The following is a 17,609-nucleotide window of genomic DNA, read 5'->3' as shown; positions in this document are numbered from 1 at the left end:
TTAAAAATTAAAATAAGGAGTGTTTAATGCGATTTTTTCAATTTGGCTTGTTGTGCTTAGCACTTTTTATCCAGTATCGCCTTTGGTTTGGTCATAACGGGGTGCAAGACTACACCCGTTTAAAAAATGCGGTGGCATCGCATCAACAAACTAACGAAAAACTAATAAAGCGTAATAAAGTATTAAAAGCGGATATAGAAGATTTAAAGCTCGGCCACGAAGGCATTGAAGAGCGTGCCCGCAACGAATTAGGAATGATTAAACCGGACGAAACCTTTATTCGTGTTTTACCGGCTCAACACCATGACAAATAAACAAACTATTGCTGCTATTGTTCCTGCCGCAGGTGTTGGCAGTCGAATGCAACACACTACACCAAAGCAATATATTTCCTTAGCAGGAAAAACCATTTTAGAGCATACGCTCGCTAAGTTATCGCAGTTACCGCAGTTAAACTCTATAGTGGTGGCTCTGAGCGAAACCGACCCCTACTTTGACGACCTTACGCTAGCTGATCCTCGCATTGTGCGTGCTATTGGCGGTAAAGAGCGCGCAGATTCAGTGTTAAACAGTTTATTGTTTTTAGCTGCCAACCCACCTGCTTGGGTTTTGGTGCACGACGCAGCAAGACCTTTAGTGGATATTGCTGATATAGAGCGCTTGATAGCACAGTGTATGCAGGCTGATGAAGGCGGCATTTTAGCCAGCAAAGTAAAAGACACTATAAAACGGGGGCAAAGCCATGCACAGCAAACAGTGCCTCGTGATGATTTATGGCAAGCGCTTACCCCGCAACTGTTTAAATACGACGAGCTTAAAACGGCATTGCAAAATGCGCTTAACAGCGGCGTTACTATTACTGATGAAGCCAGTGCAATGGAGTGGGCAAATAAGCCGGTAAAGCTGGTAGCAGGGCGTAGTGATAATATTAAAATCACCACCCCAGAAGATTTAGATTTAGCAGGCTTTTTACTGCAAAAACAAAACAATGAGAGTGCAAAATGATACGAATAGGCCATGGTTTTGACGTGCATAAATTTGGAGGCCAAGGGCCTTTAACTATCTGCGGCGAAAAAATTGATTATCCACAAGGCTTTTTAGCACACTCAGATGGTGATGTAGCTATTCATGCCTTATGTGACGCTATTTTAGGATCATTAGCGCTGGGCGATATTGGTAAGCATTTTCCGGATACGGCCAGTGAATATGAAAATATCGATAGCCGTATTTTACTTCGCCATGTAGTGAACCTAGCCAAGCAACAAGGTTATGTATTGGGCAATGCGGATGTCACTATTGTGGCACAAGCACCAAAAATGCTGCCGCACATTCAAGCGATGCGTGGCAACCTTGCCAGTGATTTAAATGCCGAGCTTTCACAGGTAAATGTAAAAGCTACCACTACCGAAAAACTCGGTTTTGAGGGGCGTAAAGAAGGCATTTCAAGCCATGCCGTGGTCATTATGAGCAAACAAAACGCATGAGCGAATTAAATTATTTATATGGCGCGCCGCTTTCCAAAGCCGACTTTAAAACCACCGCAGAAGACTTTATGGTTGATGAGGATCTCGGTATAGAGTTTACCGGCAGTGGTGAACACGTGTGTTTGCAAGTGGTTAAAAAGGGTGAAAACACCCAATATGTTGCCAAGCTGATTGCACAAAAAGCGGGTGTATCGCCACGTGATGTAAGCTATGCCGGTATGAAAGACCGCCATGGAGTATGCTCGCAGTGGTTTAGCGTAAAAGTACCGATTAAAAAGCATATTGATTTTACTGAGCTGAACAGTGAAAGCGTGTTTGTGGTATCGCAGCAGCGCCATGAGCGAAAATTGCGCACCGGTTGCCATAAAGGAAATAGATTTACTATTACCTTGCGCAATGTTACCGAGCCGCTTGATATTTTGTGCCGTATAAACGCAGTACGCGCAGGTGTGCCTAACTATTTTGGTGAACAGCGCTTTGGTCGTGATGGACACAACCTAGTGATGGCCGAAAAAATGTTTGCCGGTGAGCGTATTCGCGATAAAAAACTACGTGGCATTATTATTTCTGCTGCGCGTTCACATGTATTTAATCAAATTGTTAGTTTACGCGTGGCTGAGCATGGCCTTGCTAAAACCATGCACCGCGAAGTATTTATGCTCAGTGGCAGTAATGCATTTTTTGAAGATGCGATCAGCGATGAAAATATTGCACGGCTTGCCTCTGGCGACATTATGATGTCGGCGCCCATGGTGGGCAAAAGTGAAAAAGGCTTAACCGAACAAGAAAAAACATGGTTGGCACCGTATCAAGCATGGTGTGATGGCTTAGGGGATTTAGGGCTTAAAAACGAGCGTAGAATGCTGCGTTTAATCCCCCAAGAGCTAAGCATAGAAACACTTGATGAACGCACATTAAAACTCAGCTTTGGTTTACCCAAAGGCTGTTTTGCAACGGCTTTACTGCGCGAACTGGTTGATTATACTGACGCCAGCCCACGCGAGCGAAAAGAAAAGGATAACGCAGATGAAGATTCTATTAAGTAATGATGATGGTGTTAATGCCAAAGGTATTGCTGTTTTATATCAAGCATTAACACAAATTGCTGAGGTAACGCTGGTTGCTCCAGATAGAAACTGTAGTGGTGCAAGTAACTCATTAACGTTAATGAACCCGCTGCGTGCTACAACGCTCGACAACGGCTTTATGTCGGTAAACGGCACGCCTACTGATTGTGTGCATTTAGGTGTTAATCAATTAGTGGATGAAAAACCCGATTTGGTTGTTGCTGGTATTAATCATGGCGGTAATTTAGGCGACGATACACTTTACTCTGGTACAGTTGCTGCGGCGACTGAAGGTCGTCATTTGGGTTTACCAGCTATTGCGGTATCTTTGTGCTCTCATCATGGTGAGCATTTTGAAACAGCGGCAGCCGTTACTGTAAATATTATTAAAGGACTTGCCTCGCATCCGTTGCCGAAAGATCAGATCATTAATATTAATGTTCCCGATATTCCGCTCTCTGAGCTCAAAGGCGTTCAGGTAACTCGTTTAGGGGCTCGTCATAAAGCAGAAACCATGACCAAGCAAACCGATCCATGGGGACGCGATATTTTTTGGTATGGCTCACTAGGGCTTGAAAGCGACGCCGGCGAAGGTACTGACTTTTATGCGATTAATAATGGTTATGCATCAGTGACCCCGTTAAGCGTTGATATGACCGCTAAAGACAGTATTAAGGCCGTGGGAGAATGGTTAGCCGAGTTGGAGATTAACCGTGCTGGCTAATTATACCCGCAGTGCACAAGCGCTTTCAGACCTTTTACAGCGAGAGGGCGTAGAAGATAAAGAGGTTTTAAAAGCAATAGCGCAAATTCCTCGGCATATTTTTATTGATGATGTACTCAAGCATAAAGCGTATCAAAATACCGCGCTACCTATAGGGCAAGGGCAAACTATTTCTCAGCCTTATATTGTTGCCCGCATGACCGAGCTAATGCGATTGGCAGGTGTACAACATAAGGTGTTAGAAATAGGCACAGGGTCTGGCTATCAAACGGCGGTTTTGGCTAAAACCTTTGATAAAGTATATTCGGTAGAGCGTATTAAAGCTTTGCAATGGCAAGCTAAACGCCGATTACACCAGCTTGATTTGTACAATGTCGCCATGAAACATGGCGATGGTTGGCAAGGCTGGCAGTCACAAGCGCCATTTGATGGCATTATCGTGACCGCTGCGGCAACCACCATTCCCCCCGAGTTACTCGCACAACTTGCCGATGGAGGCGTATTACTCGCCCCTATTGGTGAGGCGGAACAAAAATTAACCATGGTTATTCGCCAAGGCGATAGCTTTACAGAGCATGTAATTGCGCCAGTTAGATTTGTACCTTTAGTCCCTGGTGATATTGAATAGGAATTCATTTTGAAGTTGTTTACCAAGTTATACGATATGGCGCTAGTGTGGGCTAAACACCGCCATGCAGAACGTTATTTAGCAGGAATGAGCTTTGCCGAATCGGTATTTTTTCCGGTCCCACCCGATGTAATGTTAGCCCCCATGTCGCTAGCGCAACCGAGTAAGGCATGGCGATTTGCAAGCTTTGCCACGGTTGCGTCTGTGCTCGGCGGCGTGCTAGGTTACCTGCTTGGATTTTGGTTGTTTGAACCGGTTGTAGAGCCCTTTATTGCGCAAATGCAATGGCAAGATAAATTTAATACGGCGCTTGCATGGTTCAAAGATTATGGTGTTTGGGTGGTATTTATAGCGGGATTTTCGCCTATTCCTTATAAAGTGTTCACCATTGGCGCTGGTGTATTACAAATGGCGTTTTTACCTTTTATTATTGCTTCTGCTGTTGGCCGTGGCGCGCGTTTCTTTTTAGTTTCTGCTTTAATGAAATGGGGCGGAGTTAAAATGGAACAAAAATTACGTCAATATATTGAAGTACTTGGCTGGGCAGTGGTTGCTTTAATCGCTGTTGCGTACCTATTGTTGCGATAATAGCCATAATATAATGATATTAAAACAGAGGGCAAAACACATTGAATAAACAAATACGCTGTTATGTTGCTTTATTTATTAGTGTTTTGCTTTGTGCATGCTCGTCTCGCCATGTTCCCGCTCCTGTAAGTAGTTTAAATAATAATATTAATGACTATCCTTCACGGATTAATATTAACGGTGGTAAGTACACGGTACAAAAAGGCGATACACTTTATTCGATTGCTTTTAGTGCTGGAAAAGATTTCAGAGAACTTGCAAAAAATAATTCAATTCCATCACCTTACACTATTGTTCCTGGTCAGGTTGTATCCATTTTAGAACCAAGCAGGTCAAGGGTTACACAAAAAAAGCATAAAAAGAAAGCTGCTAAAAAGCCTTCTCATTTACAAAAAAGTAACAGAAAATTAAAGAAAGAGCTTGATAAGCCGAAAAAACGTAGGTATGTTCAAAAACAAGCTAACCAAAAAATTAGTCAGTCTCAAGGTTCTTCAACTAAAAAGTTGAGTTGGTTTTGGCCTGCTAAAGGTAAAATAACAAAACGCTTTTCTAACAAGGAAAATGGTTATAAAGGCCTACAGATTGCTAATAAAAAGGGTACTACCGTACTCGCCGCGGCAAAAGGAACAGTAGTTTACGCGGGAAGTGCGCTAAGAGGTTACGGTAATTTAATTATTTTGAAACATAACGATGATTACCTAAGTGCTTATGCACATAATTCAACGTTACTTGTGAAAGAAAAGCAAATAGTGAAGGCGGGACAAAAAATAGCAGAAATTGGTAATTCAGAGTCTTCAGTAACGGCACTTCGTTTTGAAATTCGTTATCGAGGAAAAGCTGTTAACCCAGCTAAGTACCTACCCTGAACTGAAGGAATTGATTGACTGTTCTGGAGAAGGCTCATGGCTAATACAGCAAAAGCTAATAAAACGACTACAGACCTTAATCATAAAGTTATTGATAGCTTGCTCAGGAGAAGTCTTATGGCTGATGTAGCAAAAGCTGAGAAAACCCCCACTGATGATAAGTTTGACGACTCTAAAGTAGAGGAGACAACGAAGTTACTTGATGACGTGGAAGATGAAGATGTATTTGTAAAAGAAGAAGTCACTAAAAACCTCGACGCCACCCAGTTATACTTAGGCGAGATTGGTTTTTCCCCTCTATTAAGTGCAGAAGAAGAAGTATTTTTTGCACGAAAATCGCTGAAAGGCTGCGAAGCCTCCCGAAAACGCATGATCGAAAGTAACTTACGCTTAGTTGTAAAAATTGCGCGTAGATACAACAATCGTGGGCTTGCTTTACTTGATTTAATTGAAGAAGGTAATCTAGGGCTGATCCGGGCGGTTGAAAAGTTTGATCCTGAACGTGGTTTTCGATTTTCTACTTATGCCACATGGTGGATACGCCAAACTATTGAACGGGCAATAATGAATCAAACCCGTACTATTCGTTTACCTATTCATGTAGTTAAAGAGCTTAACGTTTATTTACGTACAGCCCGTGAGCTAACGCAAAAGCTTGATCATGAGCCAACCGCAGAAGAAATAGCAGAAAGCTTAGACAGACCAGTCGAAGATGTAACAAAAATGCTTCGCCTAAATGAAAAAATAGCGTCTGTAGATATGCCTATTGGTGGTGAAAACGACAGTGCATTGTTAGATGTGATTGCCGACGAAAAAAATGTCGGTCCTGAAGGTGAAGTACAAAGCAATGATATGAATACGCATATTATTGACTGGTTAGGTGAATTGAATCCTAAGCAGCGCGAAGTACTGGCACGTCGCTTTGGTTTACTCGGTTATGAGCCTTCAACGCTTGAAGATGTGGGCCGTGAAATTGGGTTAACCCGTGAAAGAGTTCGCCAAATACAGGTTGAGGCGCTACGTCGGTTAAAAGATATTTTGCAACAAGAAGGGTTAAGTACTGAGAGCTTATTTGAACAGTTCGCTTAATCTAAACACGCAATAAAATTAAATACAGCCCGACTTTTTAAGTCGGGCTGTTTGCGTTTAAAACAGTGCTTTTAATTTATAAAGCAGTTCATGCGCCTGACGCGGTGATAGGTTATCAGGGTCTATCGCGCTCATTTGTTGCTCCAATTCACTTGGTTGAGTGGTTTGTGGTTCACTATCAAACGGTAAAACCTGCTGCTCTGTGGTGACTGTTGTGACACTTTGATGGTTTTCAAGCAAGCTTAGCTTTTGTTTTGCTTGGGCTATAACCGCTTTAGGCACGCCGGCCAGAGCTGCTACTTGTAAACCAAAACTCTTACTCGCTGCGCCATCTAATACAGTATGCATAAAGGCAATGGTATCATTGTGTTCAATAGCATCTAGGTGCACATTAACCAGCCCAGGTGTTTGTTCTGCAAGCTCAGTGAGTTCAAAGTAATGGGTTGCGAACAGAGTTTTAGCCGCGATTTTTGAAGCGAGATGATCCGCCGTCGCGTATGCCAGTGATAAACCATCGTAAGTACTGGTTCCTCGGCCTATTTCATCCATTAATACCAATGATTGTGCGGTGGCATTATTTAAGATTGCCGCAGTTTCTGTCATTTCAACCATAAAGGTAGAGCGCCCAGATGCTAAGTCGTCACTAGCGCCAATACGGGTAAATATTCTATCAATATTACCAATTTTAGCGCTATCGGCAGGGACATAACAGCCAATGTGCGCCATAAGCACAATAAGGGCAGTTTGGCGCATGTAAGTTGATTTACCGCCCATGTTAGGGCCGGTAATTATCAACATTTTACGCTGGCTATTGAGTTCTACAGGATTGGCAATAAACGGGTCTTTCATTACTTGCTCAACCACAGGATGGCGGCCTTGTTTAATGCTAATATTATCGTTATCGCAAAGCTCTGGCTTGGCATAATTAAGTGTTTGGGCACGCTCTGCTAAATTGTTCAGTACATCTAAATCGGCAATGACTGAGGCCATTATTTGTAGCTGCTCAATATGCGGCGCTATAAATTCAAATAACTGTTCGTATAGCTGTTTTTCCAGTGCCAGCGCTTTTGATTGGCTGCCAAGCACTTTATCTTCGTGCTCTTTAAGCTCTGGAATTATATAGCGCTCGTTATTTTTTAACGTTTGACGACGAATGTAATCTGCAGGGACTAAATGCGAGTTAGCGCGGCTCACTTCAATAAAAAAGCCATGCACGCGGTTGTAACCAATTTTAAGCGTACTAATGCCCGTGCGTTCACGTTCGCGTTGCTCTAGTTGTTCAAGCACATCGGTTGCACCTTGGCTTAAATTACGCCACTCATCGAGTTCGCTGTTATACCCTGGCGCAATAACACCACCATCACGAATTAACACTGGTGGGTTATCAATCACTGCACGTTCAAGTAATGCTTGAAGCTCGGGGAGCTCTTTAGAGTGGGCAATAATATGAGAAATACGCGCATCTGTGGCATCGTTTAATAAGCTATGTAGCGGTGCTAATGCTTGAAGCGTACTACGAAGTCTTGTTAAATCACGTGGGCGAGCAGTGTGTAATGCCAAACGAGCAATTACACGTTCTATATCACCAATATCTCTAAGAGCGTCATGCAGCTCACTGCATAATTGCACATCTAAAATAGCACTAATGGCATTTAGACGAGAATTTAACTCGTCTTTATTACGAATAGGGGTATGAATACGGCGCTTCAGTAATCGTGAGCCCATCGCTGTGGCTGTTTTATCAAGCACTTGAGCAAGGGTATTTTCAAAGCCACCTGATAGATTAACGGTAAGTTCAAGGTTTTTGCGAGTTGGCGCATCCAAAATAACCGCATGTTCGTTATGCTCAAGAGTAATTGCACGAATGTGTGGTAATGCAATACGCTGGGTATCTTTTACGTACTGCATTAAACAGCCTGCCGCTACCAAGGCGCTATGTGCTTTATCGACACCAAAACCAACTAAATCTTTGGTACCAAACTGCTCACAGAGTAAGTGTTGCGCGGTATCAAGGTCAAACTCCCAATCAGGGCGACGACGTGCTCCCTTAATATGTTCAATTAAATGAGTGTTTTCAAAGTGTTCACTATATAGTAATTCAGCAGGGGCTAAGCGTTGTAGGGTTGAGCTAAATGCTTCATCAGTGTTTACTTCAACAACATTGAAGCGCCCAGAGTTGATATCAAGATACGCAACACCGTATTGACCTTTTTTATTTTGCCAAACACTGGTTAGTAAGTTGTCTTGGCGCTCTTGTAATAAGGCTTCGTCAGAAATAGTTCCTGGGGTTACAATACGGACTACTTTGCGCTCAACAGGGCCTTTGCTGGTGGCAGGGTCGCCCACTTGTTCACAAATAGCCACCGACTCGCCCATTTGTACTAAGCGGGCTAAGTAGTTTTCTACCGCATGATAAGGCACGCCCGCCATAGGAATAGGATCGCCCCCTGCTTTGCCTCGGTGTGTTTGTGAAATATCAAGCAACTGCGCGGCGCGTTTTGCGTCATCAAAAAAGAGTTCATAAAAATCCCCCATCCGATAAAACAATAAAATATCGCGATGCTCTGATTTTATTTTTAGATACTGCTGCATCATAGGGGTTTGTTGTTTTATAGTGTGCGGTGCATAAAGATCAAACGACATGTATTTACCCAAAGGCTGAATATGGAATTACATCAAGAGATTAAGACACTTGCTGCGCAATTAGGCGCTATTTTAACGGATAAACGCTTATGGATCACTACCGCTGAATCATGTACTGGTGGTGGAGTGAGTTATTCGCTTACCGATACCCCAGGCAGCTCAGCATATATTGACCGTGCATTTGTCACTTATAGCAATAACGCAAAGCATGAATTACTCAATGTGAAGCATGATACCCTAGAGGAATTTGGCGCGGTGAGCGAACAAACAGTCATTGAGATGGCAGCAGGCGCTTGTAAGGCTGCAAATGCTGATATTGGCATTGCTATTTCAGGGATTGCAGGACCCGGTGGTGCTACTGAGGGCAAACTGGTAGGGCTCGTGTGGTTTGGACTGCAAATTAACGGTAAACACTGGACGTTTGAACAAGTATTTAATGGTAACAGGGCGCAAGTTAGGCTGCAAGCTATTGTATTTTCTTTAAAAATCATAATAGAGAAGATAAAATAATAAAATTAGCTTGATACTGTGATTTCATACAGTATACTTGTCTGCATTAGCTGGATTTGGAGAAGAAAATGAACGATAACAAACAAAAAGCGTTGGACGCAGCTTTATCACAAATTGAACGTCAATTTGGTAAAGGCTCAATCATGAAATTGGGTGACAATAAAGCGTTAAACATTGACGCTGTATCAACAGGCTCGCTAGGTATTGATATTGCCTTAGGCATAGGCGGCTTGCCGATGGGGCGTATTGTTGAAGTATATGGCCCAGAGTCATCAGGTAAAACAACGCTAACATTGCAAGTTATCGCTGAAGCTCAAAAAGAAGGTAAAACCTGTGCCTTTGTTGATGCTGAGCATGCTCTTGATCCAATTTATGCACAAAAACTAGGTGTTAACATTGATGAGTTACTGGTATCTCAACCAGATACAGGTGAGCAAGCACTGGAAATTTGTGACATGTTAGTGCGTTCAAGCGCGGTTGATGTAGTGATTGTCGATTCGGTTGCAGCATTGACACCAAAAGCTGAGATTGAAGGCGACATGGGTGATTCACACATGGGTCTACAAGCACGTTTAATGTCACAAGCATTACGTAAGCTTACAGGTAACATTAAGCGTTCAAACACACTATGTATTTTCATTAACCAAATCCGTATGAAAATTGGTGTAATGTTTGGTAACCCTGAAACAACAACTGGTGGTAATGCCCTGAAATTTTACGCCTCTGTACGTATTGATATTCGCCGTATTGGTTCGGTAAAAGAAGGCGATGAAGTTGTTGGTAATGAAACGCGCGTTAAAATTGTGAAAAACAAAGTTGCACCGCCGTTCAAACAAGCTGAATTTATCATTATGTATGGCGAAGGTATTTCTAAGCAGGGCGAGCTGATTGATTTAGGTGTTAAGCACAAAATTGTTGAAAAAGCGGGTGCTTGGTACAGTTACAATGGCAACAAAGTTGGCCAAGGTAAGTCTAATTCGATTAAGTTCCTTAAAGAAAACCCTGAAATTGCAGATGAAATTGAAGGTAAATTACGAGAGATGCTATTGCTAAAAGCAACGGTTGAGCCAGAAGATGGCGAAGACGTATTAGGTGATGAAGGCGACCTTTAAGCCCATTTGTTTTAAAGCTTGATTTGACCCGAGCTTAAAAAAAAGCGCTAACCATTAGGTTAGCGCTTTTTTATTGTTTGCTATAAAGTGACTTAAAACCTAGTTAACCTGAACTCTGGTTAAGAGATTTACTAACATATTGAATCATCGTTATATTTAATTTTATTTTCTCTAGCCAGAGGTTTTCAGTGAAAACAAGGCGAATTTACGCGTCAATAGCTGGTCTATTGCAAGTAAATTCAACGCAGTTAGCGCTGAAAACAGCTGCTTGAGATAAGTTTATTATCCGGAGCTCAGGTTAGTTAGCTTTATAGCTGCCAGTTAACTGACAATGAGTAGTTACGCGGTGCCCCGTAGTAACCTTGCTCCCAATAAAGGCTGTTTATGTACTTTTCATCAGTACTGTTATTAACATTAAAGGTAACACCGACGTTTTGAGTAATTTCGTAGGTGGCCATTAAATCTAATAAGCCATAAGCATCTTGTTTTGTAGTTGCCAATGCGTTGCCTGCTGGATCTTTTACTTGCACACGGCTAATAGAATCTTGCCAGCGGTAATTAGCACCTAAGGTTAAACCATCAATAAATGGCACTTGATAAGTGGCTGCCATTTTTAATTGGTTTTCTGGGGTGTAATCTTTAACGAGTTCATCACCATCAATACTTAAATTACTGAAGCTGATGCTGGCACTTAAATCATCAGTTAAGCGACCGCTTAATTCAATTTCGAAACCATCACTGTTAATACCATCTGCAGCGTAATAACGCGTATCGCTTGGAAGGGAGCCCGGAAGTGCAACAGCAAGTCCATCTTGCTTAGCATCAAAATAGGCCAGTGTTACAAATACTTGCTCATCTAAAAGTTGTGCTTTTAAACCAACTTCAGCACTTTTACCAATAACCGGAGCCAGTTGCTCAGCGTTAATGTCTAACTCTTTTTGTGGCACAAACGTTTCGGTGTAGCTAGCATACGCTGATAACGACTCAGTAAAATCGTACACCGTACCAATGTAAGGAATAACCTCTGAGTCATCGCGGGTTTGCACGACACTATAAGCAGTACCTTTAGTTTCCCAATCGGTATAGCGAACGCCTGCCAAAATGCTTAATGGCTCTGCTAGTTTAATACGAGTTGAAATATAGGCAGATCTTTGTGTATTTTGTACATCACTGCCGTTAGGCGAATCAACCAGTGTTGCCTCAGGGATAACACCATCCCAAGTCGCTAAATCAGGCATCGCAGGGAAACCATTTCCTGTGCTGTAGTCATAAAGCGATTGGTCATTAAAGTCCATGTTTGCTTGGCTAATACCGAATGATAAGTCGTGCTCTAGTGAAAATAACTCAAATTTACCGCTGGCATATAAGTCAAACAAATCTTGGGTGTCTTTGTAATCATAACGACTCGCATAGCCGGTTAAACCTAAACCAGTTTCTTTATCTGGGGTACCATACACATAAAATAATTCAGAATTTTGTTCATTCTTTATGTGGGCATAACGGGCTTTAGCGACCCAGGTAGCCGATAAATTTTGCTCAAGAGTTACATAGATACGTTCAGCGCTATTATCCCAATACGAGCAATCTGCAGCTGTACTAGTTGACTCATCATAGTTAGTGGGGGAGCCATCTGTGTAATAAAGCGGTAGCGCGCCCCATAGAGGGCTGTCGGCATCTTTTTGTTGGTTTACGTAGTTAATGTTCAGAAGTGTATCGTCGGTTAGCTTTCCTTCATAGGCAAGGTAGGCAATGGTTTTATCGGTTTCGTAGCGGTCTAGATATGACTCTTTATCTTGCTTAGTAAATACAGCACGGACAGCATGCTCGTCGTTAATCGGTGTGGAAACATCAATATCTACACGTTTGTTATTCCACGAACCATAAGAAACCGATGCATGAACTTGTGTTGTGTAGGTTGGCTTTTTTAGCACCATATTAACAGTCGCTGATGGGTTACCTGCACCGGTCATCATGCCATTGGCACCACGTACAATTTCAACACGGTCGTAAATTGCAGTATCAAGTGTCCCTTGAATTGAACCAGAGGTTTGCGGTGTGCCTAAGCCATCGATTAAAAAGTTAGTTATTTCAAAACCACGGGCTTTAAAGTAAGTACGATCGGTTTCTATTTGTTCCACTGTTACGCCTGGGGTGCTTTCTAATACCGCATTAATATCATCAAGTGAAAAGTCATCCATCAACGCGCGTGAGACAACAGAAATTGATTGCGGAGTTTCTTTAATGGTTAAACCTAGCTTAGTCGCTGACTGTGCTTCTTCGGTAATATAATTTTTATGATGTTGCCCATAAACGGCAATTTTTTCTAAAGGTAGGTCGTCTTGCGTGTCGTTTGCAACAGCATGCCCAGATAAAACCAGTGAAGTAAGTAGACTCAGTTTAAATGCAGAGTTTTTATGTTTGTACAGCATCATGTTTCCCATAAGATTAAATGTGGGTGGTAATTTAATCTAAATGAGAGTGATTTGCAATTGCGTTTGCTGGGTATTTTACACGTCTTTAATATTTTTTAAGTAAAGCGCATGGATTTGGTTAACTTGAGCTCTGGTTAAAAACAAAAAAAGCGGCCGAAGCCGCTCAGGAAGTAAATCAGTATTTTAATTGGTTAGGAAATTAAAACGCATACTTTACAGAAAATTGTAAACGATCTAGATCGCCATCTACGCCACTTTCAAGCTCGCGTTCTGCATGTTTAAATTCAGCGCCAAAGGTTAGACGTTTAACCGGTGAGTATAAAATATTTGCGCTGTAGCTTTGGCTTGATTCTGTAGGGTCGCCATACATTGCAAGTAGGTTTTCATCATTATCAGCAGACAAGAACGAATATAAGAAAGTAGAGCGCCACTGGCTGTTCCACTTATGTTGATACGCAATAAAACCAGATGTTGAATCAATCGCATCTAGGTCATCACCATTAAGAACCGCACCACGTGCTACGTTTAGACCCACATAACGACCTAGTCCTTTACCTTGGGTAAGCATAAATTTTAGATTGTCTTCACCAAGCTTCACCATACCCGATGCACTAACACCAAATGAGGTTTCATCGGCATCAACACCACCTACTTTGTAGGTCAGTTGACGAGCAAGGGCTGTTACTACAAAGTTACCCCAATCAGCATTATGGGTGTAGCGTGCGGTAAAGTCAGGTAATGAGGCATCATCAGTTACGGCCATGCCACCGCCGGCTGTAGTAATTGTGCTTTCTGGGTTCTCTAACGAGAATGACCATGCACCCGTAGTGTATTTAATTTGAGATTGACGAACAAACACCGTGCCTTCTGCAGGACCAACAAAATCAAGTGCTTCTGGTAATGCACCGACGTTTTGAAAGTTTGACCATGTTTGACCAAATAACCAGCCATCATATGAGATAAATGCATGGCGAATGCGCGGAGAGTATGAATTAGACACACGCTCGTTGCCGCCAGGAGCTGACAATAAAAAGTCTAGCTCTATTTTAGTTTTAACCGTTTTACCGTTATCTAATAAGGTAGCAGTTCCAAAATTAAAACGTGACTCACGAGCGTGCATATCAAATACGGCGTCTGAACTATTATCGTTACCAACGGTTAGTGTACTTGGCACATAAAAATCACGGCCAACACTGGTGCCCGCAGGAGCGCCTGCTGAGTAGTCACTCCACATTGCGTCGAGTTTAATGTATCCACCGTAGGTAAATTCTGTATCACCTATTTTTGCAGCATAAGCTGTGCTAGAAAGTGCACATAGTACAGCACTAGCTGCCAGTGTTTTAATTGGAGTAAATTTCATTGTTGCGTCCTTTTATAGGCTACTTGTTGTATGTTGTTTGCTTATGATATGTATTAATGTGTGTTACTTATATAGTACTAACAGATTGAATTTAATTATCTTTAATCTAATTTGTTAGTAAATACGAATTATTAATAAACAATCAAAGTTTTTAAATATTCAAGCTACTGTTGTATATGTACACAATTTACTCAATCAACTATTAGTCTATTAGACTAAGGTTTAATAATTATTGAGTGTTCATATACTTTTATTTAATAGTATGTTTTTTATGTAAATAGGGTGTAGCCATGAGGATTATAGATAAGATAATCGTTGTTTGAACTCAGATACAACTAATGTCTAATATTTAATAGTGCACTGCTGAGTAATCCTTGATGAAAAGCCTAAGGCAAGTAATATAAATTGGAGACTAATATGTCACAAAGTATCTATCCAGTTCCTGCGCACATTAAAAACGCAGCGCTCGTCGATAATGAAAAATATAATACGATGTATAAACAGTCTATTGAGGACCCTGAAGGGTTTTGGGCTGAGCACGGTAAGCGTCTTGACTGGTTTACTCCATATTCAAAAGTAAAAAACACTTCATTTGATAAAGGCCATATCAATATCAAATGGTATGAAGATGGCTACCTTAATGCCTCATATAACTGTATTGATCGTCACTTAAAAACAAAAGCAGATAAAGTAGCGTTAATTTGGGAAGGCGATGATCCCTCGCAAAGCGAAAATATTACCTACCAACAACTACATGATGAAGTTGCTAAATTTGCCAATGGTTTAAAAAAGTTGGGTGTGAAAAAAGGTGACCGTGTTGCCATTTACATGCCAATGAGCCCACAAGCTATATATGCAATGCAGGCTTGTGCTCGTATAGGCGCAATTCATTCAGTTATTTTTGGTGGTTTTTCACCGTCAGCTATTGCGGATCGTATTAACGACTCGGGCGCTAAAGTGGTGATCACGTCAGATGAAGGCCGACGTGCAGGTAATTGTGTTCCGCTCAAAGCCAATGTAGATGAAGCCGTATTACAAGATTCAGTCACCACTGTTGAACATGTAGTGGTACATAAACTAACGTCAGGCGATGTTGATTGGCACGACCATGATATTTGGTGGCATGACTTAGTTGCAGATCAAGCGCCAGAGTGCGAACCTGAACACATGAATGCTGAAGACCCGCTGTTTATTCTGTATACCTCGGGTTCTACGGGTCAGCCTAAAGGTGTGGTTCATACCACCGGTGGCTATTTAGTCTATTCATCTATGACCCACGAATACATTTTTGATTTAAAAGACGATGATATTTTTTGGTGTAGTGCTGATGTTGGCTGGATCACAGGTCACAGTTATATTGCTTACGGGCCGCTCGTTAATGGGTGTACGCAAGTCGTATTTGAAGGCGTACCAACTTACCCAACTGCTGGTCGTATGGGTGAAGTGGTTGATAAACATAACGTGACAATTTTATACACAGCACCTACTGCCATTCGTGCATTGATGGCCAAAGGCGAAGAGCCGATTGCCAGCTCACATCGCGACAGCTTGCGCATTTTAGGTTCTGTGGGTGAGCCAATCAATCCAGAAGCATGGACCTGGTACTATGAAAAAATTGGTAAATCTAATTGTCCAATTGTAGATACTTGGTGGCAAACTGAAACCGGTGGCATCATGATTGCGCCATTACCAGGTGCAACCGATATGAAACCTGGCTCTGCAACTCGTCCATTCTTTGGTATTGCACCGGCGTTATTTGATGCTGAAGGCAATACATTAGAAGGTGCGGTTGACGGTAACCTTGTGATTTTAGATAGCTGGCCTTCACAAGCACGAACAGTGTATGGCGACCATGAGCGCTTTGAACAAACCTACTTTAGCGCTTATCCTGGTGTGTACTTTACTGGTGACGGTTGTCGTCGCGATGAAGACGGTGATTATTGGATCACAGGACGCGTTGATGACGTACTTAATGTGTCTGGGCACCGTTTAGGTACTGCTGAAATTGAAAGCGCATTAGTTGCTCATGAAGCTGTAGCTGAAGCGGCAGTGGTAGGTTACCCACATGATATTAAAGGCCAAGGTATTTACGTTTACATAACTCCTAATGAAGGCGTTACTGTGAGTGATGAGCTGACCAAAGAGATCCGTAATTGGGTACGTAAAGAGCTAAGCCCAATAGCATCACCCGATATGATTCAATGGTCGCCAGGTTTACCAAAAACACGTTCTGGCAAAATTATGCGTCGTATTTTACGTAAAATCGCGGCAAATGAGTACCAACAGCTTGGTGATACCTCAACACTTGCTGATCCGTCAGTGGTTGATGAGCTAGTAGAAAATCGATTAAATCGTTAATTTCGCGTTAAAAGCTTGATTAGAAGTTGATTCTAAACGTAGTATATCGGCTGTTGTCTATTGGACAGCAGCCGAATTTTTGGGAGTGAACAATGAGTCAGTTTTTAATAGCGGACGATCATCCGTTATTTCGTGAAGCACTAAAGGGCGCTTTGAGTGCAAAGTTTGCGGGTTTGGAAGTATTTGAATCAGCGGATTTTGATAGCACATTGCAGGTGTTAAGCGAACAAGAAGATCTTGATATATTACTACTAGATTTACACATGCCAGGTAACGGTGACTTATACGGCTTGATCCGTATACGTGAAGATTACCCAAGCTTACCTATTGCGGTGGTTTCGGGTAGTGAAGATGTAAATATTGTTTCGAAAGTTATGGGTTATGGGGCAATGGGGTTTATTCCTAAGTCTTCATCATCTGACGATATTGCCAACGCAATTAACCAAATACTTGAAGGCGATACTTGGCTGCCAACCGAGCTAAAAAGTAAAGTGGCTGAAATCGAAGGCGCAGATAGAGAAATTGCCGCACAAGTGGCATCACTTACTCCACAGCAATACCGCGTTTTACAATATTTGCACGAAGGTTTACTGAATAAACAAATTGCGTACGAACTTCACATTTCAGAAGCCACAGTCAAAGCACACATTACTGCCATATTTAGAAAACTCGGTGTTTATAACCGAACTCAAGCTGTTTTAATTGCTGCAAAACTACAACTAGAACCCATAGAGCAAGCCTAAGCAGA

At 42.0% G+C, this 17,609-nt stretch carries 16 protein-coding genes; 13 read left to right on the top strand and 3 right to left on the bottom strand.

What is annotated here, in order from left to right:
• The first annotated feature begins 26 nt into the window (after positions 1-26).
• The 9 genes from ftsB (at position 27) to rpoS (ending at position 6,446) form a co-directional block, all read left to right on the top strand.
• A complete protein-coding gene (ftsB, locus tag P20439_RS02095; RefSeq protein ID WP_008110330.1) occupies positions 27-314 on the top strand; it encodes a cell division protein FtsB in 288 nt (95 codons plus the stop codon).
• Positions 304-1,005 (top strand): 2-C-methyl-D-erythritol 4-phosphate cytidylyltransferase, encoded by a 702-nt coding sequence (gene ispD, locus P20439_RS02090; RefSeq protein WP_008464229.1) that lies wholly within the window; start codon positions 304-306, stop codon positions 1,003-1,005. Before ftsB ends, ispD begins: the two co-directional genes overlap by 11 nt.
• Positions 1,002-1,484 carry a 2-C-methyl-D-erythritol 2,4-cyclodiphosphate synthase gene (ispF, locus tag P20439_RS02085; protein ID WP_008464226.1) on the top strand — a complete coding sequence of 161 codons (483 nt, stop codon included), beginning with the start codon at positions 1,002-1,004 and terminating at the stop codon, positions 1,482-1,484. The genes ispD and ispF overlap by 4 nt, the downstream gene beginning before the upstream one ends.
• On the top strand, positions 1,481-2,530 hold the full coding sequence (gene truD / locus P20439_RS02080; RefSeq protein WP_008464223.1) for a tRNA pseudouridine(13) synthase TruD: 1,050 nt from the start codon (positions 1,481-1,483) through the stop codon (positions 2,528-2,530). Before ispF ends, truD begins: the two co-directional genes overlap by 4 nt.
• Positions 2,511-3,275: a 5'/3'-nucleotidase SurE gene (surE, locus tag P20439_RS02075; protein ID WP_008464222.1), complete on the top strand. Its 765-nt coding sequence runs from the start codon at positions 2,511-2,513 to the stop codon at positions 3,273-3,275. The genes truD and surE overlap by 20 nt, the downstream gene beginning before the upstream one ends.
• Positions 3,265-3,903 carry a protein-L-isoaspartate(D-aspartate) O-methyltransferase gene (locus tag P20439_RS02070; RefSeq protein WP_008464221.1) on the top strand — a complete coding sequence of 213 codons (639 nt, stop codon included), beginning with the start codon at positions 3,265-3,267 and terminating at the stop codon, positions 3,901-3,903. The genes surE and P20439_RS02070 overlap by 11 nt, the downstream gene beginning before the upstream one ends.
• Before the next feature lie 9 nt (positions 3,904-3,912).
• Positions 3,913-4,491: a YqaA family protein gene (locus P20439_RS02065; RefSeq protein ID WP_008464217.1), complete on the top strand. Its 579-nt coding sequence runs from the start codon at positions 3,913-3,915 to the stop codon at positions 4,489-4,491.
• 41 nt (positions 4,492-4,532) lie between these two features.
• A complete protein-coding gene (locus tag P20439_RS02060) occupies positions 4,533-5,357 on the top strand; it encodes a peptidoglycan DD-metalloendopeptidase family protein (RefSeq protein ID WP_008464215.1) in 825 nt (274 codons plus the stop codon).
• A 117-nt stretch (positions 5,358-5,474) separates the two neighbouring features.
• Positions 5,475-6,446: an RNA polymerase sigma factor RpoS gene (gene rpoS / locus P20439_RS02055; protein ID WP_008464213.1), complete on the top strand. Its 972-nt coding sequence runs from the start codon at positions 5,475-5,477 to the stop codon at positions 6,444-6,446.
• Between the two features lie 57 nt (positions 6,447-6,503).
• On the opposite strand, the gene mutS is transcribed toward rpoS, so the two are convergent.
• Positions 6,504-9,089, bottom strand: a complete 2,586-nt coding sequence (gene mutS / locus P20439_RS02050; protein WP_008464211.1) for a DNA mismatch repair protein MutS — start codon at positions 9,087-9,089, stop codon at positions 6,504-6,506.
• 21 nt (positions 9,090-9,110) lie between these two features.
• Here mutS and P20439_RS02045 point away from each other — a divergent pair, with 21 nt between their 5' ends.
• A complete protein-coding gene (locus P20439_RS02045) occupies positions 9,111-9,599 on the top strand; it encodes a CinA family protein (RefSeq protein WP_008110341.1) in 489 nt (162 codons plus the stop codon).
• 68 nt (positions 9,600-9,667) lie between these two features.
• The gene (gene recA / locus P20439_RS02040; RefSeq protein WP_008110343.1) at positions 9,668-10,711 is read left to right on the top strand and encodes a recombinase RecA; all 1,044 of its coding nucleotides are present in this window, start codon (positions 9,668-9,670) and stop codon (positions 10,709-10,711) included.
• Positions 10,712-11,019: 308 nt separating this feature from the next.
• On the opposite strand, the gene P20439_RS02035 is transcribed toward recA, so the two are convergent.
• Together P20439_RS02035 and P20439_RS02030 are read right to left on the bottom strand one after the other, a co-directional pair.
• Positions 11,020-13,140, bottom strand: coding sequence for a TonB-dependent siderophore receptor (locus P20439_RS02035; protein WP_008464209.1), 2,121 nt, complete (start codon positions 13,138-13,140; stop codon positions 11,020-11,022).
• Positions 13,141-13,342: 202 nt separating this feature from the next.
• On the bottom strand, positions 13,343-14,503 hold the full coding sequence (locus P20439_RS02030; RefSeq protein WP_008111542.1) for a DcaP family trimeric outer membrane transporter: 1,161 nt from the start codon (positions 14,501-14,503) through the stop codon (positions 13,343-13,345).
• A gap of 417 nt (positions 14,504-14,920) precedes the next feature.
• Between P20439_RS02030 and acs the strand changes: the two genes are divergently transcribed.
• Positions 14,921-16,861 (top strand): acetate--CoA ligase, encoded by a 1,941-nt coding sequence (gene acs, locus P20439_RS02025; RefSeq protein ID WP_008464207.1) that lies wholly within the window; start codon positions 14,921-14,923, stop codon positions 16,859-16,861.
• Positions 16,862-16,953: 92 nt separating this feature from the next.
• Positions 16,954-17,604 (top strand): response regulator transcription factor, encoded by a 651-nt coding sequence (locus P20439_RS02020; protein ID WP_008111545.1) that lies wholly within the window; start codon positions 16,954-16,956, stop codon positions 17,602-17,604.
• The last annotated feature ends 5 nt before the right edge of the window (positions 17,605-17,609 follow it).

The sequence above is a fragment of the Pseudoalteromonas sp. BSi20439 genome (assembly GCF_000241165.1).
Classification (GTDB): domain Bacteria; phylum Pseudomonadota; class Gammaproteobacteria; order Enterobacterales; family Alteromonadaceae; genus Pseudoalteromonas.
This window is presented reverse-complemented; position numbering and strand designations above follow the sequence as displayed.